Here is a 23,386-nt window from a genome sequence, read left to right as displayed (position 1 = left end):
GTTTAAATCGACGTTCCTCAAGGGGAACAACGGTCACGAAACAGGACACAATCATGTCTAAAATTTTTGATTTCGTAAAACCCGGCGTTGTCACTGGTGATGACGTACAGAAGATCTTCAAAGTTGCGAAAGAGAACAAATTCGCACTGCCAGCCGTAAACTGCGTCGGCACCGACTCCATCAATGCGGCACTGGAAGCAGCGGCGAAAGTTAAAGCGCCAATCATCATCCAGTTCTCTAACGGCGGTGCTGCATTTATCGCGGGTAAAGGCTTCAAGACTGACAAACCACAGGGCGCGGCAATTTTCGGCGCTATCGCGGGTGCGCACCATGTTCACCTGATGGCTGAGCAGTATGGCGTGCCGGTTATCCTGCACACTGACCACTGTGCCAAGAAACTGCTGCCATGGATCGACGGTCTGCTGGACGCAGGTGAAGAGTACTTCCAGAAAAACGGTAAGCCACTCTTCTCTTCTCACATGATCGACCTGTCAGAAGAGTCACTGGAAGAGAACATCGAGATCAGCAGCAAATATCTGGCGCGCATGGCGAAACTCGACATGACGCTGGAAATCGAACTGGGCTGCACCGGTGGTGAAGAAGATGGCGTTGATAACAGCCACATGGACGCATCTGCACTCTACACTCAGCCAGAAGATGTGAACTACGCGTACGAAAAACTGAATGCTATCAGCCCGCGCTTCACCATTGCGGCATCATTCGGTAACGTTCACGGCGTTTACAAGCCAGGCAACGTGAAACTGACTCCGACCATTCTGCGCGATTCGCAGAAATATGTGTGTGAAAAACATGGCCTGCCGCACAACGCGCTGGACTTCGTTTTCCACGGCGGTTCAGGTTCTTCTGCTGCAGAAATCGAAGAGTCTATCAGCTACGGCGTGATCAAGATGAACATCGATACCGATACACAATGGGCAACCTGGGACGGCATCCTGCAGTACTACAAAAAGAACGAAGGCTATCTGCAGTCGCAGCTGGGTAACCCGGAAGGCGCTGACAAGCCAAACAAAAAATACTACGACCCACGCGTCTGGCTGCGTTCAGCCCAGGCCTCTATGGTGGTGCGTCTGGAGCAGGCTTTCAAAGAGCTTAACGCTGTCGACGTGCTGTAACTGAAGAGTCGTTACCGTACAAAAAAGGCCCGAAAGGGCCTTTTTTTATGCACAATTTCTGGAAAAACAGGGTTAAACGCCGGTCGGTTTGGCGCTTAAGGAGATAATTGATTACCCTTGATGGCAGGGTGTCGGATGTCATCTGGCAGTTTTTTCATTCCCGGTGGGAATCTAACAACAGGGCTTATTAATGGAAGAGTTACACGTCGTCGACGGCTTAAACAACGCAGGTAACTGGCTGGTTCGCAATCAGGCGCTGATCATCAGCTATGCCGTAAATATCGTTGCAGCTATTGCCATCATTATTATCGGGATGATTATCGCCCGTATCATTTCTAATGCCGTAAATCGCCTGCTGCGCGCCCGTCACATAGACGCTACCGTGGCGGACTTCCTCTCCGCACTGGTGCGCTATGGGGTTATCGCCTTCACCGTTATCGCAGCGCTGGGACGCATCGGTGTGCAGACCGCCTCGGTGATTGCCGTGCTGGGTGCTGCGGGTCTGGCCGTGGGTCTGGCGCTGCAGGGGTCACTCTCTAACCTTGCTGCAGGCGTTCTGCTGGTCACCTTCCGTCCGTTTCGCACCGGCGAGTTCGTCGATCTGGGCGGCGTTATGGGAACCGTGCTGCATGTGCAGATTTTCTCCACCACGCTGAGAACGGCAGACGGCAAAATCGTGGTGGTGCCAAACGGCAAGATCATCAGCGGGAACATCGTCAACTTCTCGCGTGAACCGGTTCGACGTAATGAATTTATCATTGGCGTGGCTTACGAGGCGGATGTGGATGAAGTGATCGCCTTACTGCAACAGGTTGTTGAAGCGGATAGCCGCGTGCTGAAAGATAAAGGTATTCAGATCGGTCTTAACGAACTGGCAGCCTCCTCTATGAACTTTGTGGTGCGTTGCTGGAGCAACAGCGGCGACCTGCAGGACGTTTACTGGGATCTGCTGAAGAACTTTAAGCGTGCGCTGGATGGAAAAGGGATTGGTATTCCTTATCCGCAGATGGATGTGCATCTGCATCAGAAGCCGACGCCTGAAGCAGAAGCAACCCAGGTTCAGCCACAGTAATTTTTCAGTGGGCGGCGTCTGTCGCCCATTCATTTTGCTAATCGCAGATTAATTCTTTCAATTTCCGCTAATCATCCTCTCTCTTTATACTTCTCCTCCTCTAACGATGTGAGGAAATAATCCTGTGTTATCTCTCTATTTTCAGGGGCTTGCCCTGGGCGCCGCGCTGATTCTGCCGCTGGGACCGCAGAACGCTTTTGTGATGAATCAGGGCGTGAAGCGTCAGTATCATCTGATGACGGCGGCCCTCTGCTCGCTGAGCGATATTCTGCTGATTTGCGGTGGGATCTTTGGCGGCAGCGCCTTGCTGAGCCAGTCTCCACTGCTGCTGATGGTCATCACCTGGGCGGGCGTAGCCTTTCTGTTGTGGTATGGCTGGGGCGCACTGCGTAGCGCTTTTCGCGGCGACGCCGATCTGGCGGATGGTGAGTCATTAAAGCAGAGCAGGGGACGCATTATCGCGACGCTGCTGGCAGTGACCTGGCTCAATCCGCACGTCTATCTCGATACCTTTGTGGTACTGGGCAGTCTTGGCGGTCAGTTGCCGACCACCACCGCGCGTCAGTGGTTTGCGCTGGGCACCATTAGTGCCTCTATCCTGTGGTTCTTTGGTCTGGCGCTGCTGGCCGCCTGGCTGTCACCACGCCTGCGCACCGCCAAAGCCCAGCGCATCATTAACCTGCTGGTAGGCGCGGTAATGTGGTTTATCGCCCTGCAACTGGCGCGCCAGGGCATTGCCGGATTTTGATCCCAACGTCGATCCGGTGCGGTTATTGCCGCGCGGAGGCCGAACTTTTGCCATAATGACCACTCAAAGCATGGCGCATACCGATGCGCTGTTGGGCTTCGCCGGTTGGAAGCCGTCATAGTACCTTTTCAAGGAGGACTTTCATGAAACTGAAAGCATTGGCTCTGGCCGTAATCATGAGCGCCGGGGCATTGCCTGGCGTACACGCTGATGAGTTACCGAACGGGCCACACGTGGTGACCTCAGGCAAGGCAACGGTCGATGCCCGTCCCGATATCGCCACACTCTCTATCGTGGTGAACGTGTCGTCAAAAGATGCCGCAGATGCGAAAAAGCAGGCGGATAGCCGGGTTGCACAATATTTCGATTTTCTGCAGAAAAACGGCATTGAGAAGAAAGATATTGATGCGGCAAACCTGAGCACCCAGCCTGAGTACGATTACACCAAAGAGGGTAAATCCGTCCTGAAAGGCTACCGTGCGGTGCGTCAGGTGCAGGTAACCCTGCGTCAGCTGGACAAGCTGAATGATCTGCTGGACGGGGCGCTGAAGTCCGGTCTGAATGAGGTGCGTAGCGTCGAGTTAGGCGTGGCAAATCCGGAGAGTTACAAAGAGCAGGCGCGTAAAGCAGCGATTAAAAATGCGACGCAGCAGGCATCACAGCTGGCTGAAGGCTTTAACGCCAAGCTGGGTTCGATCTACAGCATTCGTTATCAGGTCGCTAACTATCAGCCGATGCCGATGAACCGTATGTATAAAGCGGCTGCAGCGGCAGATACCTCGGCGCAGGAGACCTACGATCAGCAGAGCATCAACTTTGACGATCAGGTTGATGTGGTGTTTGAGATCAAGCCCAATACGCCATAGTGCAAAACGGGGCTGATGCCCCGTTAAGACTGCCGATGAATCTCAGGATCTGACCGCAATGAATAAATTCAAAGCGAAGGGAACATGGTCAGAGGAGGAAAGCGTCCCGCGCCATGGACGGCGCGGGCCGAGCGGCCAGGGATTGGCTTAAGCGCCTTTCCGATCTGACCTTGTTCCCTGAGCCAATCCATCCTTACAGCCGTTCGGGGCATAATTTGTCAGCAGTCAAAACGGGGCTTTCGCCCCGTTTTTGTTTTCAGGCTGCGACGTCATCCTGACGCAGCACCCGATGTCCATGCGCAATCAGCGCATCGGTCACCCGACGCATTAACCGGCTTTCCGGCGCAAAACGATGCCAGTAGAGCATCCGGCGCTGACACAAGCCTGGCGTCAGATCTATTAACTCACCGCTCGCCAGCTCACGCTCAATCTGCAGATGCGGGATCATACAGCAGGTTGAACCCTGTCGCGCCATCTGCACAAAGGCTTCAGAGGAGTTCACGATGTGGCAGGGCACACTGCCCGGTGAGAGATCAAAGTTCTGTTGCAGGAAGGCCTGATGCATATCATCAAGATGGTCAAACGCCACCGCAGGCGCTTTCAGCAGGGCAGAGCGGGTGACGCCGTTGGGGAAGAAGCGATCGGCAAAGTCACGCGACGCCACAAACAGGTAGTCGAGTGCACCGAGCTGATCCACTAGGCAACTGGGCAGCGGCTGCGGCTGAATACTCACCGCACCCACCACTTCACCACGACGCAGACGCTCCTGGGTGCGGGTTTCATCTTCGACCTGCAGATTCAGGCGTACAGGGGAATCTGCCAGCACATCTTTCAGCGCAGGCAGCAGCCAGGTCGCCAGACTGTCGGCATTGACCGCCAGCGACAGCAGCAGTGGTGTGGTGCCACTGTTCTCATCGCCCAGCCACTCCTCTTCCAGCAGTTCCACCTGGTGCAGCAACGCCAGCAGTTTCTGACCCTGTTCGGTCGGACGTGGTGGCACGGTTCGCACCAGCAGCGGCTGACCAAACAGATTCTCCAGCTGCTTGATACGCTGTGAAACCGCTGACTGGGTGATACATAATTTTTGAGCGGCACGCTCAAATCCGCGTTCGCGGATCACTGAATCCAGCGCCTGAAGCGTTCGATAATCCGGGCGTTTCATTATTCTTCTCTCTCCTTCAGGATGGATGTCACTATGCCACAAAAGTATCACCTGTGATGGCTCTCTTGTTTTTTGTGGGCTGGCTTCCAAAGCGATAAATCCACGTCGGTCAGCCGAGCATTTTCAGCAAGCCTTGTTTTATACTACGCGCACTTCGTTGTCGCACAGGTTTTAAACATACCATGACCCAGGATGAACTGAAAAAAGCCGTTGGCTGGGCTGCACTTGAGTACGTGCAGCCGGGCACCGTTGTTGGTGTGGGCACCGGATCCACCGCTGCCCACTTTATCGATGCGCTTGCCACGGTCAGGCATCAGATTGAAGGTGCCGTCTCCAGCTCGGATGCCTCAACCCAGAAGCTGAAGAGCCTGGGTATTCAGGTGTTCGACCTGAACGAGATTGACCTGCTGTCGGTGTACGTAGATGGCGCGGATGAGATCAACCCACAGATGCAGATGATCAAAGGCGGCGGCGCGGCGCTGACGCGCGAAAAGATCGTGGCCGCCGTGGCTGAAACCTTTATCTGTATCGCTGACGCTTCAAAAGAGGTCGATGTGCTGGGCCGTTTCCCGCTGCCGGTCGAGGTGATCCCGATGGCGCGCAGTTATGTGGCGCGTCAGCTGGTGAAAATGGGCGGTTTGCCTGAGTATCGTCAGAACGTGGTCACCGATAACGGCAACATTATTCTCGATGTGCATAATCTGCGCATTCTCGATCCCATTGAGCTGGAAAAAACCATCAACGCCTTGCCTGGCGTCGTTACCGTGGGCCTTTTTGCCGCGCGTGGTGCCGATATTGCACTGATTGGCGGGCCTGATGGCGTGAAAACCATCAAAAAATGATCTGTCCGGCGTCGATGCGGCGTCGGTTATTTCTGCCTGCAAATCATCTTTTCTCGCTGCGGTGAAATTTGGTGACTTATGTCACATAACCGTCATCGGCAGCGGGTTCGTTCTCTCTTCCAGTCCGACCTCCTTATTTTGTCCGGCAATGTGCTGCCGTCAGCCGCTGCCGTGCTGGCGGCCGGGCAATCGTTTGTATTGCCCGACGCGATTTTTTTGATATTTTGACAGAAGGCTGGCTTATGGTAGTCCTCATTGAATGCTGAATAGGATCGGGAAATGGCAAAGGTATCACTGGAAAAAGATAAGATTAAGTTCCTGCTGGTGGAAGGTGTCCATCAGAGCGCGCTGGAGAACCTGCGGGCTGCAGGTTATACCAACATCGAATTCCATAAGGGCGCACTGGATTCCGACGCGTTAAAAGCATCGATCCGTGATGCACACTTTATTGGTATCCGTTCCCGCTCCCAGCTCACTGAAGAGATTTTTGCGGCGGCTGAAAAGCTGGTCGCCGTTGGCTGTTTCTGTATCGGTACCAACCAGGTTGATCTGCAGGCGGCTGCCAGCCGGGGTATTCCCGTGTTCAATGCGCCGTTCTCAAATACCCGCTCGGTTGCGGAGCTGGTGATTGGTGAGATGCTGCTGATGCTGCGTGGCATCCCGGAAGCGAATGCGAAAGCACACCGTGGCATCTGGAATAAGATTGCCAAAGGCTCATTTGAAGCGCGTGGCAAAAAACTGGGTATTATCGGTTACGGCCACATCGGAATGCAGCTGGGCGTGCTGGCAGAAAGCCTGGGTATGCATGTTTTCTTCTACGACATTGAAAACAAGCTGCCGCTGGGTAATGCCACGCAGGTACGCCATCTGGCCGATCTCCTCAACATGAGCGATGTGGTCAGCCTGCACGTGCCGGAAACCGTCTCTACACAGGATATGATTGGTGCAGAGCAGCTGGCGCAGATGAAGCCTGGCGCGCTGCTGATTAACGCCTCACGCGGCACGGTGGTGGATATCCCGGCGCTGTGCGATGCGCTGGCCAGCAAGCATGTGGGTGGCGCAGCCATCGACGTCTTCCCGAGCGAGCCAGCTACCAACAGCGAGCCGTTTATCTCTCCACTGAGTGAGTTCGACAACGTGATCCTGACGCCGCACATTGGCGGCTCGACGGAAGAAGCGCAGGAGAACATCGGCATTGAAGTGGCGGGCAAGCTGGCGAAATACTCCGATAACGGCTCGACTCTCTCGGCTGTTAACTTCCCTGAAGTGTCACTGCCGATTCACGGTATCAGCGCCAGTCGTCTGCTGCATATCCATGAGAACCGCCCTGGCGTGCTGACGGCCATCAACCAGATTTTTGCCGAGCAGGGCATCAACATCGCCGCCCAGTATCTGCAAACCTCGCCGTTTATGGGCTATGTGGTGATCGACATTGATGCAGAGCCGGAAGTGGCTGAGAACGCGCTGCAACTGATGAAGGCGATTCCGGGTACTATCCGCGCCCGTCTGCTTTACTAAGCGCTACCAACCTGAACAGGCGCTTAGTTGCGTCTCTTCAGGTAGTTAATACAGGCTGTCCCGATTTGCTGTAAGACCGAGACTGCGAAGAGAACACGGTCAGATCGGAAAGACGCAAAAGCCGCCATCCATGGCATGTCCGGCCCGCGCGATTACGCACCTCATCCCTGAGGTGCGCCCGTAACCGGGCCAACGCGTGGCGTTGTTCAAAAACGCTCCCGGCGTTTTTATCCGGGCGGCGGGACGCTTTCCTCTTATGACCATGTTCCCTGCGCGTTGAGCTATTTCATTGCAGCCAGATGCGCCCGGATGTGGGTTTTCACTTGTCTGCAAAAGCGACTCTTCTACTCCCACTGCCAGAGTTTTGACGGCGTCATTACCGCCGGCAACGGCACATCCCATTCTGCCACCGGCAGGCTATCGACCTGCTGACAATCGTGTGCCAGGCCCACCGGCAAAAAACCGTGCTGCCGCCAGTTCTGCAGGGTGCGATCATAAAAGCCGCCGCCCATCCCCAGACGCTGTCCATGCTGATCAAACGCCACCAGCGGCACCATCATCAGATCCAGTTGATCAAGGGTAATCACCTGCCGGATATCCAGCGGCGGTTCAGGAATGCGCAGCTTATTTTTGAGCAATGGAGTATCGGGCGAGTAGCGCAGAAACAACAAATTACCGGGAGAGAAGGGGTGTAAAACCGGCAGACAGACCGTTTTCTTCAGATGCCAGAGGCGGGCAATCAGCGGGCGGGTATTCAGTTCGCCATCCACCGACAGAAACAGGGCGATATTGCGCGCTTCAGTCACCGGGGCGTAGTTGAGCGCATGTTCAGCGAGCTGCTCAGCGGCCTGCGTTTGCTGCTCATCGGTAAGTGCCCGTCGCAGATGTCGCACATGCTGGCGAATCGCCTGACGCTGGGTCATTGAAGGTTCAGACATGGAAGGTTCAGACATGATTTCCCCGCCGGATAAGTCGCTGTTGAGCGACTATAACATGTCAGTCAGGGGAAAAAAGCAGGACTACAGGAAGAGAGATCTCCGAGATGCCGCCGTAGGCTGTAACCCTTGAACCCTTGGTTCAAGGTGAACATGCCGTCATAACCATCAGGCTTCTCGGACGAACCGAGCATGCACACAGGTTACGAGCGTCACATTCTGTTTTTTCGAAATATCGGCTCAGGGGACTGGCCCACATGCAAACATCTCAGAGAAAATTTACCTCACCGTTACTTAAGTATAGCAACCATGAAGTTTTATTCGAACTTCGCACCCTCACGCTCAGAGATGCGACCCTGCTCAACTAATGCCTGTTCAATCGTCTGCTGCAACATACGGATACGCTGTTCCATATTAGCAGCATAATCGCGCGTTTTCACTTTCTCTTGCGCCAGCTCGTGGCAGACGTTTAACGCGGCGATGAACACCAGTTGTTCTGTATTGGTGACTCTAGTGCGAACTTTTAGATCTTGCAACCGTTGATTGAGATCTTCAGCCGCGCTATTGAGCGCATCTTGCTGCTCTGGCGGACAATTTACTCTCAACGAACGACCAAAAATTTGTAAATCTACCGGTTGTGCAGACATGCCACCTTCCTGACTGATTACTTCGCTCGCAACTCCCTTAGCAGTCAATGGCTTGGGAGGCGGGCAACTATATAGACCCACGAAATAAGATACAACCCCTTTTCTGGAAACCTTGAGGCAGCTAGTGGTAGCATAACACGAACTTATTCTGCCAACGACGATGAAAACTTATGTCCTTACAGAACGCAACCCCCGATTACAACGCGCTCGCGGCGGTGCTCTCACAGCAGGGTGTTGGAATGACGCCCGCAGAAATGCACGGCCTGCTGAGCGGGATCCTCTGCGGTGGTAACCAGGACACCAGCTGGAAGACGCTGGTGCACGATCTGGCTAACGAAGGCATGGCGTTTTCACACACTCTTGCCGTGCCACTGGCGGAACTACACGAGCATACGGCGACTACGCTGGAAGATGAAGGCTTCCTGTTTCAGCTGCTGCTGCCTGCTGACGACGACATCACCGTCTTTGACCGTGCCGACGCGCTGGCGGGCTGGGTTAACCATTTTCTGCTTGGCCTGGGCGTAACACAGCCTAAACTGGATAAAGTCACCGGCGAAACCGGCGAAGCAATCGATGATCTGCGCACCATCGCACAGCTCGGTTACGAAGAAGATGAAGACCAGGAGGAGCTGGAGCAGTCGCTGGAGGAGGTGATTGAGTACGTTCGTGTCGCCGCGCTGCTGTGCCACGATACGTTCACCCGCCCGCAGCCAACCGCGCCAGAAGTGCAAAAACCGACGCTACACTAATTTCAGGTCAACGAGTTTAACCGGTCAGTTTACAGGGAGTGCAGAGATGATTTCACTGGAACGATTCCTGCAGCGTCGTCAGGCGCTGCTGGCGAAGATGGTGCCTGGCAGCGCAGCGTTAATCTTTGCTGCGCCAGAAGTGATGCGCAGTAATGACACCGAATATCCGTTCCGCCAGAGCAGCGACTTCTGGTATTTCACCGGTTTTAACGAGCCGCAGGCGTTGCTGGTGCTGATCAAAAGCGATGAGAATCATAACCACAGCGTGTTGTTTAACCGCGTGCGCGATCCTGCGGCGGAAACCTGGTCTGGCCGTCGCCTGGGTCAGGAGGCCGCACCCGACAAACTGGGCGTCGATCGCGCTTTACCCTGGAATGATATTGGTGACCAGCTGCACCTGCTGCTGAATGGCCTGGATGTGGTTTACCATGCGCAGGGCGAATATGCCCACGCGGACACACTGGTGTTCAGCGCGCTGGATAAGCTACGTCGCGGCTTCCGCCAGCATCTTAGTGCGCCCGACACCCTCACTGACTGGCGTCCCTGGGTGCATGAGATGCGCCTGTTTAAAGATGCGGATGAGATTGAACTGTTACGTCGCGCCGGGAAAATCAGTGCACTGGCGCATACCCGCGCCATGCAAACCTGCCGGCCAGGCCTGTTCGAGTATCAGCTCGAAGGGGAAATTCATCACGAATTTAACCGTCACGGCGCGCGTTTTCCCTCCTATAACACCATTGTGGGTGCCGGAGTTAACGGCTGCATTCTGCACTACACCGAAAACGAAAGCGAAATGCGCGACGGCGATCTGGTGCTGATCGATGCAGGCTGTGAGTTCCACGGCTATGCAGGCGATATCACCCGCACCTTCCCGGTTAACGGTAAATTCAGCCCGGCGCAGCGCGCGATTTATGACATCGTGCTGGCTTGCCTCAACCGCTCGCTTGAACTGTTCCGGCCGGGCATCAGCATTCGTGAAGTGAATGATGAAGTGGTGCGTATCATGGTCACCGGGCTGGTGGAGCTGGGCATTCTGGAGGGCGACGTCGATACATTGATCGCCGAGGAAGTCCATCGTCAGTTCTATATGCATGGCCTGGGCCACTGGCTGGGGCTGGATGTTCACGATGTCGGCCACTACGGCACCCCGAGCCGCGACCGCGTACTGGAACCGGGCATGGTGTTAACCGTCGAGCCGGGTCTTTATATCGCACCGGATGCCGACGTGCCCGTGCAGTATCGCGGCATTGGTATCCGAATCGAAGATGACATTGTGATCACTGAAGATGGCATTGAAAATCTCACCGACAGCGTCGTGAAAGAGGCGGATGAGATTGAAGCATTGATGGCGGCGGCAAAACAGGCATGACGATTCTGATTGCCGGTGGCGGCATGACCGGGGCGACGCTGGCGCTGGCGATCTCCCATCTGACCCAGGGCACACTGCCGGTAACGCTGATTGAAAGCAGCGAGCCCGGCAGCCGGGCGCATCCCGGTTTCGATGGCCGCGCTATTGCGCTCTCTGCCGGTACCTGCCAGCAGCTTGCGGACATCAATCTGTGGCAGCACATCGCCCGTTGTGCCACGCCGATTACCGACATTCATGTCTCCGATCGCGGTCACGCCGGTTTTGTGTCGCTGGCGGCGGCTGACTACGCTATTCCGGCGCTGGGACAGGTTGTCGAGCTGTTTGACGTCGGTCAGCGTCTGTTTGCTGAGCTGAAAAAAGCACCCGGCGTAACGCTGCGCTGTCCGGCTCGTGTTACCCAGGCTAACCGCCGTGAGCAGCAGGTTGAGGTGACGCTGGACAGTGGCGAACAACTCAGCGGCAAACTGCTGGTGGCGGCGGATGGCACGCGCTCTGCGCTGGCGGCTTCGTGCGGCATTCAGTGGCAAAGAGACGACTATCAACAGCTTGCCGTGATTGCCAATGTTTCCACCGCGCTGCCCCATCAGGGCCGGGCATTTGAACGTTTTACCGAACATGGCCCGCTGGCGCTGTTGCCGATGTCCGGCAATCGCCTGTCGCTGGTCTGGTGTCATCCGGTTTCGCAGCGTGAACGCATTGAGCAGTGGAGCGAGGACGAATTCCTCAGCCAGCTGCAGCGTGCATTTGGCTGGCGGCTGGGTAAATTCACCCACACCGGCCAGCGTGAGTATTACCCGCTGGCGCTGCACCGGGCGATGTCGCCAGTGACGCATCGCGTGGCGGTGGTGGGCAATGCGGCGCAGACGCTGCATCCGATTGCCGGGCAGGGCTTCAACCTGGGCCTGCGCGATGTGATGTCACTGGCTGAAACGCTGGCAGCCGCCCATCGGCAGCAGCAGGACCCCGGCAGCTATGCGGTGCTGCATCATTACCAGCAGCGTCGTCAGCCCGACCGCGCCGCCACCATCGGTATCACCGACGGACTGGTTCGCGTCTTTGCGAATCGCTATGGCCCGCTGGTGGCAGGACGTAACCTGGGCCTGCTGGCGATGGATCATCTGCCGTGGTTAAGAAATCAACTGGCTGAGCGCACGCTTGGCTGGGTTAAGCGTTAATAAAGAGGCTCAGATGCAAACTTTTGATGTGGTGATTGCCGGTGGCGGTATGGTGGGACTGGCGGTGGCCTGCGGCTTGCAGGGTAGCGGACTGCGCATCGCCGTACTGGAAAAATCACCGGAGCCACCGCTGGCGCTGAGTGCGTCACCGTCAGTTCGCGTGTCGGCAATCAATGCCGCCAGCGAACGGCTGCTGCAGAAGCTGGATGTCTGGTCGACCATTCTCTCGCTGCGCGCCAGCGCTTATCACGGCATGGAAGTGTGGGATAAGGACAGTTTCGGCTCCATCGCCTTTGATGATGAGCATCAGGGCCTGTCGCATCTGGGCCATATTATTGAAAACCCGGTGATCCACAATGCGCTCTGGCAACGTGCCAGCGCCTGCAGCGACGTGACGATAATGGCACCCTCGCAGTTACAGCAGGTCGCGTTTGGTGACAACGAAGCCTTTGTTACCCTGCAGGATGGCAGCATGTTAAGTGCGCGATTAATGATTGCCGCTGACGGCGCTAACTCCTGGCTACGCAACAAAGCCGATATTCCGCTGACCTTCTGGGATTACGATCACCATGCGTTAGTGGCTAATGTCCGCACTGAGAAGCCGCACGACGCAGTAGCGCGCCAGGTGTTCCATGGCGACGGCATTCTGGCTTTCCTGCCGATGCAGGATCCGCATCTCAGTTCCATCGTCTGGTCGCTCTCGCCGCAGGAAGCGAGCCGTCTGGAAACCATGCCGGAAGCGCTGTTCAATCAGCAGCTCTCGGTGGCGTTTGATATGCGGCTCGGCCTGTGCCAGCTGGAAAGCGAGCGCAAATCGTTTCCGCTGGTGGCGCGCTATGCCCGCAACTTCGCGGCACACCGTCTGGCGCTGGTGGGCGATGCGGCTCACACCATTCATCCGCTGGCGGGTCAGGGCGTTAACCTTGGGTTTATGGATGCCGCCGAGCTGATCGGTGAGATTCGCCGTCTGCATCAGCAGGGCAAAGATATTGGTCAGCACCTCTATCTGCGACGCTATGAGCGCAGCCGTAAGCACAGCGCCGCAATGATGCTGGCGGGAATGCAGGGCTTCCGTGAAATGTTCGCAGGCAATAATCCGGCGAAAAAATTGCTGCGCGACGTGGGTCTGAAACTGGCTGACCGCCTGCCGGGTGTCAAACCCATGATGCTTAAGCAGGCGATGGGGCTGAATGATCTGCCCGCCTGGCTACGCTAAATTCGCCCTTCTGATAAGCCAGCTTCTGCTGGCTTTTTTTATGCCTGTCACCGCTCTGCACCACAAAAAGGCAACGCTGCACCAGCAGAGGTCTTCGTTTGATTTATTCTAATTTTGCGGGCGAATTCGCATTACTTTTTCTCATTCTTCTGTCCGCTGGGCGCGGGATTTTTTTAACATCCTGAATGCCATCCCGCATAAATTTGCTGCGTATATTTAAATTCCCTGCATTTATTGCGCGATTAATCACAAAATTGCAGTTTTATATCCTGTTGGCAGCCGTTCCTGGTTAGGCTGTGCCTCTGCTTTCGACCCCGGTTTGCTTATGGTTAATCGTCAGATTCGGTGGTAACGTCAGCCCTAAGAGAACGTTTGCGTCGGCACTGAATGCCGGCGCACTTTTGCACTCACTCGCTTCTGCACAGGATGGTTATGACTCAGCAAACACCTCTGTTTGAACAGCATCAGGCCTGCGGTGCCCGCATGGTGGATTTTCATGGCTGGATGATGCCGCTGCACTATGGCTCCCAGATGGATGAACATCATGTGGTGCGCACCGACGCCGGTATGTTTGATGTCTCTCACATGACCATCGTCGACCTGACAGGCCCGCGTACCCGTGAATTCCTGCGCTACCTGCTGGCAAATGATGTGGCAAAACTGACCCAGCCAGGCAAAGCGCTCTACACCGGGATGCTGAATGCCTCGGGTGGCGTCATTGACGATTTGATTGTTTACTTTATGAACGAAGAGTTCTTCCGGCTGGTAGTGAACTCTGCCACCCGTGAAAACGATCTCGCCTGGATCACGCAACACGCGCAGGGCTATGGCATTACGCTGACGGAACGCGACGACCTGGCGCTGATTGCCGTGCAGGGTCCGCAGGCGCAGCAGAAGGCACAGACGCTGTTCAGCGAGGAGCAGCGTCAGGCTGTTGCTGGCATGAAGCCATTTTTCGGCGTGCAGTCAGGTGACCTGTTTATCGCCACCACCGGCTATACCGGCGAAGCGGGATATGAGATTGCTATGCCTGCAGAGGAGGCAGCCGATTTCTGGCAGCGTCTGCTGGCTGCTGGCGTTAAACCTGCCGGACTGGGCGCACGTGACACTCTGCGTCTGGAAGCGGGTATGAATCTGTATGGTCAGGAGATGGATGAAGGCGTTTCACCGCTGGCTGCCAACATGGGCTGGACGGTCTGCTGGGAACCTGCTGACCGCGATTTCATCGGCCGGGAAGCGCTGGAACTGCAGCGTGAACGCGGTACCGAAAAGCTGGTAGGACTCATCCTCACAGAAAAAGGGGTGCTGCGTAACGGCTTGCCGGTGCGTTTCACCGATGACCAGGGGCAGCCGCAGGAGGGGATCATCACCAGTGGCTCTTTCTCTCCGACGCTGGGTTGCAGCATCGCCCTGGCGCGCGTACCGGCCTCAGTCGGCAGCACCGCCATCGTTGAGATCCGTAACCGCCAGATGCCGGTCCAGGTTACCCGTCCCGTTTTTGTCCGCGCCGGTAAACCGGTCGCTCAGTAAATTTTATTCAGGAGAAATGGCCAATGAGCAATGTGCCGAATACGTTGAAGTACCGCGACAGCCACGAGTGGGTGCGCAAAGAAGAAGATGGCAGCTACACCGTGGGTATCACTGAACACGCGCAGGAGTTACTGGGCGACATGGTGTTTGTCGATCTGCCGGAAGTGGGCGCGACGTTTGCCGCCGGTGAAGAGTGCGCGGTCGCGGAATCCGTTAAAGCGGCTTCAGATATCTATGCGCCGATCAGCGGTGAGATTGTGGCGGTCAACGAAGCACTGACTGACTCACCGGAGCAGGTCAACAGCGAGCCTTATGAAGGCGGCTGGTTATTCAAAATCAAAGCCAGCGACGCGTCTGAAATCGACACGCTGCTGGATGCGGATGCTTACAAAGCCTCCATCGACGAGTAGTCGTCAGGCGGCCTCACACAGAGGCCGCAGATTTATGTTTGCTCTCCGGTTCCCCCAGCCCGATTCAGGATTTACTGCTAATGACTCAGACTCTCAGCCAGCTTGAACACAACGGTGCATTCATTGAGCGCCATATCGGTCCTTCACCTGAGCAGCAGGCGCAGATGCTTGACGCTATTGGTGCCCGTTCGCTGGAAGCGTTAATCAGCACGATTGTGCCGGCAGACATTCAGCTGCCAGGCCCGCCAGCGGTTGGCGAAGCCGCCACTGAACAGCAGGCTCTGGCCGAACTGAAAGCGATTGCCAGCCAGAATCTGCGTTACAAATCCTGGATCGGTATGGGATACAGCGCGGTGATCACCCCGCCGGTCATCCTGCGTAATATGCTGGAGAATCCGGGCTGGTACACCGCCTATACTCCGTATCAGCCCGAGGTCTCCCAGGGCCGTCTGGAAGCGCTGCTGAACTTCCAGCAGCTGACGCTGGATCTTACCGGCATGGATATCGCGTCCGCCTCACTGCTGGACGAAGCAACCGCTGCCGCTGAAGCGATGGCGATGGCAAAACGCGTCAGTAAGCTCAAAAATGCCAATAAATTCTTCATTGCCGATGATATCCATCCACAGACGCTGGATGTGGTCCGCACCCGTGCGGAGACGTTCGGTTTCGAACTGATTATTGATAGCGCGGACAAAGCACCCGATCATGACGACCTGTTTGGTGTGCTGCTGCAACAGGTGGGCACTACCGGCGAAGCGCACGATTACAGCGCGCTGATTGCCGGACTGAAAGCCCGCAAAGTGGTGGTCAGCGTGGCGGCGGACTTTATGTCGCTGGTGTTACTGGAAGCGCCAGGCAAACAGGGTGCAGATATTGTCTTTGGTTCAGCTCAGCGCTTCGGCGTGCCAATGGGCTACGGCGGCCCTCACGCGGCATTCTTCGCCAGCCGCGACGAGCATAAACGCTCTATGCCAGGCCGTATCATTGGTGTTTCACGTGATGCAGCGGGCAACACGGCGCTGCGTATGGCGATGCAGACCCGTGAACAACATATCCGCCGTGAAAAGGCTAACTCCAACATCTGTACGTCGCAGGTGCTGCTGGCAAACATCGCCGGTCTCTATGCGGTGTTCCACGGCCCGGCGGGCCTGAAACGCATTGCCTCACGCATTCATCGCTTCACCAACATTCTGGCGGCTGGGCTGCAACAGGGCGGCCTGAAGCTGCGCCATCAGCACTGGTTCGATACGCTGACGGTGGAGGTGGCGGATAAAGCCGCTGTGCTGAACCGCGCCCTGAGCTTTGGTGTTAACCTGCGTAGCGACATCCATAACGCCGTGGGTATCACGCTGGATGAAACCACCTGCCGCGAAGATATTCTGGCGCTGTTTGCCATTCTGCTGGGTGATGAACACGGTCAGGACCTGGAAAAGCTCGACAGCGAAGTGGCCAGCGAAAGCCACGCGATTCCTGCTGGCCTGCAACGCCACAGCGAGATCCTGACCCATCCGGTGTTCAACCGTCATCACAGCGAAACCGAGATGATGCGCTACATGCACAGCCTGGAGAAAAAGGATCTGGCGCTGAATCAGGCGATGATCCCGCTGGGCTCCTGCACCATGAAGCTCAATGCAGCGGCAGAAATGATCCCGATCACCTGGCCGGAATTTGCGGAGCTGCATCCATTCTGCCCGGCTGAACAGGCTACCGGCTATCTGCAGATGATCGGCCAGCTTTCACAGTGGCTGGTGCAGCTCACCGGCTATGATGCACTCTGTATGCAGCCAAACTCCGGCGCGCAGGGTGAATATGCCGGACTGCTGGCGATCCGTCGTTATCACGAAAGCCGTGGCGAGGGCGATCGTCATCTCTGCCTGATCCCGAGCTCGGCGCATGGGACTAACCCGGCCTCAGCCCAGATGGCGGGCATGGACGTGGTGGTCGTGGCCTGCGATAAACAGGGCAACATCGACCTTGGCGATCTGCGTGAGAAAGCGGCTCAGGCGGGCGACAAACTCTCCTGCATCATGGTGACTTACCCGTCAACTCATGGCGTTTATGAAGAGACCATCCGCGAAGTGTGCCAGATCGTGCATCAGTATGGCGGTCAGGTCTATCTGGATGGCGCGAACATGAATGCGCAGGTCGGCATCACCACGCCTGGCTATATCGGCGCGGATGTCTCGCACCTGAATCTGCATAAAACCTTCTGCATTCCGCACGGCGGCGGCGGTCCGGGTATGGGACCGATTGGCGTCAAAGCGCACCTGGCCCCGTTTGTGCCGGGACACAGCGTGGTGCAGATCGACGGTGTACTGACGCAGCAGGGCGCAGTATCCGCAGCGCCGTTTGGCAGTGCATCCATTCTGCCAATCAGCTGGATGTACATTCGCATGATGGGCGCGGAAGGGCTGAAACAGGCCAGCTCGGTCGCGATTCTGAATGCCAACTATATTGCCCGCCGGCTGCAGTCTGCCTATCCGGTGCTCTACACCGGCCGTGACGGTCGCGTGGCGCACGAATGTATTCTCGACATCCGTCCGCTGAAAGAGCAGACCGGCATCAGTGAGCTGGATATTGCTAAGCGCCTGATCGATTATGGATTCCACGCACCAACGATGTCCTTCCCGGTGGCGGGCACCCTGATGGTGGAGCCGACCGAATCGGAAAGCAAAATCGAACTGGATCGCTTTATCGACGCGATGCTGGCGATCCGCATGGAGATTGATCGGGTGACGTCAGGTGAATGGCCGCTGGATGACAATCCACTGGTTAATGCGCCGCATACTCAGCTGGAAATCGTCAGTGAGTGGTCACATCCTTACAGCCGCGAACTTGCAGTCTTCCCGGCGGGCAGCCACAACAAATACTGGCCGACGGTAAAACGTCTGGATGATGTGTTTGGCGACCGTAATCTCTTCTGCTCCTGCGTGCCGATGAGCGACTATCAGTAATTTCCCCGCAGGCAAACGTTAACCACAAAGGGTCGATTCGTCGGCCCTTTGTACTGGAGAATCAGCATGAAACTGGCACTGGTTACGGGGGGCAGCCGCGGTATCGGGCGGGCCACGGCGCTGTTACTGGCCGTCCGGGGTTATCGGGTTGCGGTGAACTACCGTCAGCGCGAAGCGGAAGCTCAACAGGTGGTGGCGCAGATCCGGCAGCAGGGCGGTGAAGCCTTTGCTGTTCAGGCAGATATCAGTGATGAAGCCCAGGTGATGGCGATGTTTGCGCAGCTCGACCAGCAGTCCGAACCGCTGGCGTTGCTGGTGAACAACGCCGGGATTTTGTTTCAGCAGTGTCGCACCGAGCAGCTGGATGCGGCACGCCTGCATAAGGTCTTTGCCACCAACGTGATTGGGTCTTTTCTCTGCTGTCGTGAGGCGGTTAAGCGGATGGGCACGCATCACGGCGGCCAGGGCGGCTCCATCGTCAACGTCTCATCAGCAGCGTCGCGTACCGGTGCGCCTGGCGAATATGTCGATTACGCCGCTTCAAAAGGGGCGATGGACACGCTGACCAGAGGATTGTCGCTGGAAGTGGCGCAGCAGGGGATTCGGGTCAACGGCGTACGTCCGGGATTTATCTATACAGAGATGCATGCCGATGGCGGAGAGCCAGGCAGAGTAGACAGGCTTGCCAGCGTGATCCCGATGGGACGCGGCGGTGAAGCAGAAGAGGTGGCGGAAGCGATCGTCTGGCTGGCCAGCGACGCGGCCTCTTACGTCACCGGCAGCATCATTGACGCTGCCGGTGGGCGTTAACTCACTTCGCCGCTGATGCGGCGTGATGACTTACAGGTTTTCGCCGTTACTGGCGATAACCTGCTGATACCAGCTGAAACTCTTTTTCTTCCCACGAGAAAAATCGCCGCTGCCATCATCGTTTTTATTCACATGAATAAAGCCGTAACGTTTGTCGTACTGGCCGGTGGTAAACGAGACGCAATCGAGGCAGCCCCACGGCGTATAGCCCATTAATTCAACACCATCGTACGCCACAGCTTTCTTCATCTCTTCGATATGCGCACGCAGATAGTCGATGCGGTAATCATCTTCAATTACGCCATTGGCGTTTGGCTTATCGATAGCACCAAAGCCGTTTTCAACAATAAACAGCGGCTTCTGGTAACGCTCATACAGCTCGTTCATGGCGTAGCGCAGACCAACCGGATCGATCTGCCAGCCCCAGTCTGACGCTTTCACATGCGGGTTTTTCACCACACCTTCAAAGCCGGTGATCGGATCGTCAACGCCGCTGGCATCGGTCTTCACTGCGTTGCTCATGTAGTAACTGAAACCGACATAGTCTGCACAGCCCTGGCGCAGCGTCTCGGCATCATCCGCTTCCATCTGAATGTCGTAACCCTTGCGCGCCCACTCTTTCAGGGTGTAGGCCGGATAGTAGCCGCGCATCTGCACGTCACTGAACACATAGCGCTGATGCATCGATTCCTGCGCCAGCACCACATCGTCCGGGTGGCAGGAGAAGGGATAGACCGGCACCATGGCGATCATGCAGCCAATCTGAAAATCAGGATTGATGTCGTGGCCGAGTTTCACCACTTTTGCACTGGCAACAAACTGGTGGTGCATCACCTGATACATCGCCTGTTCAGGTTTCTCATGTTCGGTAAAGATCACGCCTGAACAGCAGTAACCAAACAGCGGATACTGCCAGTTACGCTGGTTGTTGATCTCATTGAAGGTCATCCAGTATTTCACTTTGCTTTTATAACGGTTCAGCACCACTTCGCTGAAGCGTACAAAGAAGTCGACCACTTTGCGGTTGTGCCAGCCGCCATACTCTTTGACCAGGTGATAAGGCATTTCGAAGTGCGAAAGGGTGATGACCGGTTCAATGCCATACTTCAGCAGTTCATCAAACAGGTCGTCATAGAATTGCAGGCCCGCTTCGTTGGGCTGTTGCTCGTCACCGTTAGGGAAGATACGGGTCCAGGCAATCGAGGTGCGGAAACATTTGAAGCCCATCTCGGCAAACAGCGCGACATCCTGTTTGTAGTGGGAGTAAAACTCCACACCCTTGTGGTTCGGGTAGAAATGACCCGGCTGCACGCCGTCGGTGATCACCCGGTCAACGCCATGTGAACCGCCGGTCATCACGTCAGCAATGCTGACGCCTTTGCCGCCCTGATCCCAGCCGCCTTCAACCTGATGCGCTGCCACCGCTCCGCCCCAAAGAAAGCCTTTTGGTAACTGCAATTCTGCACTCATGCTTCACCCCATTACGGATATTGAAATTGAGCTGAGTGTAGCAAGGCAATAATGAAAGTCACGATATAACAGCGCGGCAATAATTGCGTTTGTTACATCCAAAAAACAGGCTGTTTTATTTCCCCAGCTGGCGGCCGATTGCTTCAATAATATAGGTCACTGGCACCTGAGTCGTAATGTCGGAATTGTCCGCCATACGGATGATGGGCACATGGTAGCAGAGGTTGAAATCACCGATCTTCGCCAGCGAGCAGCTCTCCGTGTTAGTTATCGCAATGATTTTGCACTTATTCAGGCTGAACTGGCTGGCAATGCGCAGGATCTCTTCCGTTTCGCCGGAGACCGATAAAATAATGGCAATGGCGTTTTCATAGAGATCGGGACTGACCGGATAATAGGGATCGTCAATCGCGTGGCTGAATTTACCGAGGTTAGAGAAAAAGCGTGCGCCATATTTTGCCAGGCTGCCGGAGGTGCCGACGCCAATAAAGAAGACCCGCTCAGCCTGATTAATCTTCTGCGCGGCCTCAGCGATGAGCTGTTCAAACTCTGGATTATTGATGCTCTTAAAAAAGCTCAGCATTTCACTGACGCCCGCCGTGTTGAGCATTGGCGCACTCTGCTGTTCGTTTAAACGCAGGCGGATGCGGAATTCCGACCAGCCTTCACAGCCCATCTTGCGACAGAAACGCAGCACGGTGGTGGTGGAGACGCCAGCCTGCTCAGCCAGCTCGCGGATCGTCATGTAGCTGACGCCTTCGCGGTGCTTAATGATGAACTGATAGACCTGCATTTCCAGATCGTTAAGGCGGGCGAGATCGCTATGCGAAAACATGAATGACTCATTGAACAGTTGACTGGCGGCCAGTTTACCAGATTCATCACCCGGTTTAAGGGATAGTGAATTTCACCAGGATAATTTTAGCGTACAAGTGTACACTGAAAAAATTGTTGGCTACGCTGGATAACGATATCACTGCTATGGAGCTGATCAGGAACCTGTTATGACCCCCACACTCTCTCACAAACATCAACACGCTGCGGGCTATTCGTTCGCCGAGGAAATTGCCAACAGTATCAGTCACGGTCTTGGCTGCCTGTTCGGTATCGTCGGACTGGTGCTGATGCTCAATCAGGCAACGGAGAGGCAGGCCGACACCCTCACTTTTATCAGTTACAGCCTCTATGGTGGCAGCATGATCCTGCTGTTTCTGGCCTCGACGCTCTATCACGCTATTCCGGCTGGCCCGGCCAGACCCTGGCTGAAAAAGTTTGATCACTGCGCCATCTATCTGCTGATTGCCGGCACCTATACGCCGTTTCTGCTGGTCGCGCTGAGGACGCCGCTGGCGTATGGATTAATGGCGGTGATCTGGGGGCTGGCGCTGGCCGGTATCCTGTTCAAGCTCACGATTGCGCATCGCTTTAAAGCGCTGTCGCTGGTGACTTATCTCTGTATGGGGTGGCTGTCGCTGATTGTGGTTTATCAGCTGGCGATGATCCTGCCGCCGGGCTGCATCTGGCTGCTTGCCGCAGGCGGGATTATCTATTCGCTGGGGGTGATTTTCTATGTGGCGCGCCGTATTCCGTTTAACCACGCCATCTGGCATCTGTTCGTGCTGGGTGGGAGTCTCTGCCACTTCTGCGCTATCTACTTTTATGTGCGCTAAATTGAGCCTGCTCTGAATTGTGGCACTGGCCCTTCCCTTAGCGGAAGGGCCATACGCTCAATCAGCTTTCATCCAGCGAGTAGGGCAGTGGCTGAATGGTCAGATGTCCGCCTTCATCACCTTCCACCCGCAGCACGCTGTCCGGCTCCAGATCGTTATTCATCACGACCTGAATCCAGCTAATCCCGTCATCTAACTGCACCGCAGCCAGCACGCTGCCGGTTCGACGCCAGCGTTCACCCATCTGCAACTCCAGCGGGGCATTGGCTTCTGGCAGATGACTTGCCTGACCCGCCAGCCAGTAGAGCGCGCGTTTATTGGCGCCGCGATATTTCGCCCGGGCCACCATCTCCTGACCGGCATAGCACCCTTTTTTAAAGCTGATGGCATCCAGCGCCTGTAGATTGGTGGCCTGTGGAATAAACTGCACGCTGGTGGCGGGATCGATCACCGGAATGCCCGCTTCAATATCCAGCGCCAGCCACTGCTGACTGTCATTGAACTGTGCATCGTCATTGAGCTTCTGCTTCAGCGCTTCTGCCTGGGCCAGCGAAGTGACAATCAGAAAACGTTCGGCCGGATGGGCAAACCACAGCAGCGTGGTTTCTCCCTGCTGCACCACCGGTTTTTCGCTGTCGGGCAGGCTATCAAACAGATTTTCCAGCGCGGCGCGCGCCTGGAAACCGGCCACGCCCAGCAATACTGACTCATCATCAGCCACCATCGTTACTTTCGAAAACACGGCGTATTTCTTTAACTCGGGCAGCTGGGTGTCGCGCAGCTCACGACGGATCAGATAAGCATAGCCTTCACCGCGATGGAACAGGCGCATATTGCTCCACATTTTGCCTTTAGCATCGCAGTGTGCGGCGAGCGAATGGTGGTCGGCATCCAGCGCGGCGACATCCAGCGTTAACTGACCCTGCAGGTAAGAGGTGCTGTCGGCACCAGTAATGGAAACCAGCGCCCAGCTATCCAGTGACATCAGGGTTAACGGCAGACGAGACGACGCGGCAGGCTGGCGCGGCGGTAAAGTAAATGTGGGCATGGAGATATCCTGTATAAGAAGGTTCATCCGGAATAATATCTTTAATGTTAAAAGAGCCGACT

At 55.9% G+C, this 23,386-nt stretch carries 21 protein-coding genes and 1 other RNA gene; 15 read left to right on the top strand and 7 right to left on the bottom strand.

Features of this window, described 5'->3' with window-relative positions; translation table 11 throughout:
* The first annotated feature begins 53 nt into the window (after positions 1 to 53).
* The 4 genes from fbaA to LC417_RS14490 all read left to right on the top strand — a co-directional run bounded on the left by fbaA (position 54) and on the right by LC417_RS14490 (position 3,819).
* Entirely contained in the window at positions 54 to 1,133 is a 1,080-nt protein-coding gene (fbaA, locus tag LC417_RS14505) for a class II fructose-bisphosphate aldolase (protein ID WP_010248835.1), read from the top strand.
* A 190-nt stretch (positions 1,134 to 1,323) separates the two neighbouring features.
* Positions 1,324 to 2,205, top strand: coding sequence for a small-conductance mechanosensitive channel MscS (gene mscS, locus LC417_RS14500; RefSeq protein WP_022623840.1), 882 nt, complete (start codon positions 1,324 to 1,326; stop codon positions 2,203 to 2,205).
* Positions 2,206 to 2,329: 124 nt separating this feature from the next.
* Complete coding sequence (gene argO, locus LC417_RS14495) at positions 2,330 to 2,953, top strand: arginine exporter ArgO (protein ID WP_187506037.1); 624 nt, start codon at positions 2,330 to 2,332, stop codon at positions 2,951 to 2,953.
* A gap of 143 nt (positions 2,954 to 3,096) precedes the next feature.
* Positions 3,097 to 3,819: an oxidative stress defense protein gene (locus tag LC417_RS14490; protein ID WP_192073216.1), complete on the top strand. Its 723-nt coding sequence runs from the start codon at positions 3,097 to 3,099 to the stop codon at positions 3,817 to 3,819.
* Positions 3,820 to 4,075: 256 nt separating this feature from the next.
* On the opposite strand, the gene LC417_RS14485 is transcribed toward LC417_RS14490, so the two are convergent.
* Positions 4,076 to 4,981, bottom strand: coding sequence for a LysR family transcriptional regulator ArgP (locus tag LC417_RS14485; RefSeq protein WP_010248822.1), 906 nt, complete (start codon positions 4,979 to 4,981; stop codon positions 4,076 to 4,078).
* 182 nt (positions 4,982 to 5,163) lie between these two features.
* Between LC417_RS14485 and rpiA the strand changes: the two genes are divergently transcribed.
* Positions 5,164 to 5,823 (top strand): ribose-5-phosphate isomerase RpiA, encoded by a 660-nt coding sequence (gene rpiA, locus LC417_RS14480; RefSeq protein ID WP_010248819.1) that lies wholly within the window; start codon positions 5,164 to 5,166, stop codon positions 5,821 to 5,823.
* Between the two features lie 279 nt (positions 5,824 to 6,102).
* On the top strand, positions 6,103 to 7,341 hold the full coding sequence (serA, locus tag LC417_RS14475; RefSeq protein ID WP_010248817.1) for a phosphoglycerate dehydrogenase: 1,239 nt from the start codon (positions 6,103 to 6,105) through the stop codon (positions 7,339 to 7,341).
* A 344-nt stretch (positions 7,342 to 7,685) separates the two neighbouring features.
* On the opposite strand, the gene LC417_RS14470 is transcribed toward serA, so the two are convergent.
* From LC417_RS14470 to zapA, 3 genes are all read right to left on the bottom strand, one after another.
* Positions 7,686 to 8,279 (bottom strand): 5-formyltetrahydrofolate cyclo-ligase, encoded by a 594-nt coding sequence (locus LC417_RS14470; protein ID WP_010671060.1) that lies wholly within the window; start codon positions 8,277 to 8,279, stop codon positions 7,686 to 7,688.
* A 92-nt stretch (positions 8,280 to 8,371) separates the two neighbouring features.
* Positions 8,372 to 8,554: non-coding RNA, 6S RNA (gene ssrS / locus LC417_RS14465), on the bottom strand.
* 39 nt (positions 8,555 to 8,593) lie between these two features.
* On the bottom strand, positions 8,594 to 8,923 hold the full coding sequence (gene zapA / locus LC417_RS14460) for a cell division protein ZapA (RefSeq protein ID WP_008925677.1): 330 nt from the start codon (positions 8,921 to 8,923) through the stop codon (positions 8,594 to 8,596).
* A 170-nt stretch (positions 8,924 to 9,093) separates the two neighbouring features.
* On the opposite strand from zapA, the gene LC417_RS14455 reads away from it, so the two are divergent.
* The 8 genes from LC417_RS14455 to LC417_RS14420 all read left to right on the top strand — a co-directional run bounded on the left by LC417_RS14455 (position 9,094) and on the right by LC417_RS14420 (position 19,136).
* Entirely contained in the window at positions 9,094 to 9,672 is a 579-nt protein-coding gene (locus tag LC417_RS14455; RefSeq protein ID WP_022623836.1) for a YecA family protein, read from the top strand.
* Positions 9,673 to 9,718: 46 nt separating this feature from the next.
* Entirely contained in the window at positions 9,719 to 11,041 is a 1,323-nt protein-coding gene (pepP, locus tag LC417_RS14450) for a Xaa-Pro aminopeptidase (protein WP_223566068.1), read from the top strand.
* On the top strand, positions 11,038 to 12,216 hold the full coding sequence (ubiH, locus tag LC417_RS14445; RefSeq protein WP_223566067.1) for a 2-octaprenyl-6-methoxyphenyl hydroxylase: 1,179 nt from the start codon (positions 11,038 to 11,040) through the stop codon (positions 12,214 to 12,216). The genes pepP and ubiH overlap by 4 nt, the downstream gene beginning before the upstream one ends.
* Before the next feature lie 13 nt (positions 12,217 to 12,229).
* The gene (gene ubiI / locus LC417_RS14440; protein ID WP_010248806.1) at positions 12,230 to 13,432 is read left to right on the top strand and encodes an FAD-dependent 2-octaprenylphenol hydroxylase; all 1,203 of its coding nucleotides are present in this window, start codon (positions 12,230 to 12,232) and stop codon (positions 13,430 to 13,432) included.
* 432 nt (positions 13,433 to 13,864) lie between these two features.
* Entirely contained in the window at positions 13,865 to 14,962 is a 1,098-nt protein-coding gene (gene gcvT / locus LC417_RS14435; RefSeq protein WP_052271514.1) for a glycine cleavage system aminomethyltransferase GcvT, read from the top strand.
* Between the two features lie 23 nt (positions 14,963 to 14,985).
* The gene (gene gcvH, locus LC417_RS14430; RefSeq protein ID WP_010248802.1) at positions 14,986 to 15,372 is read left to right on the top strand and encodes a glycine cleavage system protein GcvH; all 387 of its coding nucleotides are present in this window, start codon (positions 14,986 to 14,988) and stop codon (positions 15,370 to 15,372) included.
* 80 nt (positions 15,373 to 15,452) lie between these two features.
* On the top strand, positions 15,453 to 18,326 hold the full coding sequence (gene gcvP / locus LC417_RS14425; protein WP_022623832.1) for an aminomethyl-transferring glycine dehydrogenase: 2,874 nt from the start codon (positions 15,453 to 15,455) through the stop codon (positions 18,324 to 18,326).
* A gap of 66 nt (positions 18,327 to 18,392) precedes the next feature.
* Positions 18,393 to 19,136, top strand: a complete 744-nt coding sequence (locus LC417_RS14420) for an SDR family oxidoreductase (protein WP_010248798.1) — start codon at positions 18,393 to 18,395, stop codon at positions 19,134 to 19,136.
* A gap of 30 nt (positions 19,137 to 19,166) precedes the next feature.
* Here LC417_RS14420 and LC417_RS14415 read toward each other — a convergent pair whose 3' ends face one another.
* Positions 19,167 to 20,606, bottom strand: a complete 1,440-nt coding sequence (locus LC417_RS14415; RefSeq protein WP_029519408.1) for a 6-phospho-beta-glucosidase — start codon at positions 20,604 to 20,606, stop codon at positions 19,167 to 19,169.
* Between the two features lie 115 nt (positions 20,607 to 20,721).
* Positions 20,722 to 21,441: a MurR/RpiR family transcriptional regulator gene (locus LC417_RS14410; RefSeq protein ID WP_010248792.1), complete on the bottom strand. Its 720-nt coding sequence runs from the start codon at positions 21,439 to 21,441 to the stop codon at positions 20,722 to 20,724.
* Between the two features lie 169 nt (positions 21,442 to 21,610).
* Between LC417_RS14410 and LC417_RS14405 the strand changes: the two genes are divergently transcribed.
* The gene (locus tag LC417_RS14405; RefSeq protein WP_033785639.1) at positions 21,611 to 22,276 is read left to right on the top strand and encodes a hemolysin III family protein; all 666 of its coding nucleotides are present in this window, start codon (positions 21,611 to 21,613) and stop codon (positions 22,274 to 22,276) included.
* Between the two features lie 61 nt (positions 22,277 to 22,337).
* On the opposite strand, the gene ygfZ is transcribed toward LC417_RS14405, so the two are convergent.
* Positions 22,338 to 23,324 (bottom strand): tRNA-modifying protein YgfZ, encoded by a 987-nt coding sequence (gene ygfZ, locus LC417_RS14400; RefSeq protein WP_010671051.1) that lies wholly within the window; start codon positions 23,322 to 23,324, stop codon positions 22,338 to 22,340.
* Between the last annotated feature and the right edge of the window lie 62 nt (positions 23,325 to 23,386).

Source organism: Pantoea sp. OVA07A (assembly GCF_019969975.1).
GTDB lineage: Bacteria > Pseudomonadota > Gammaproteobacteria > Enterobacterales > Enterobacteriaceae > Pantoea > Pantoea agglomerans.
Note: the sequence above shows the minus strand (reverse complement) of the source record. Positions and strands in the feature narration are given on the sequence as shown.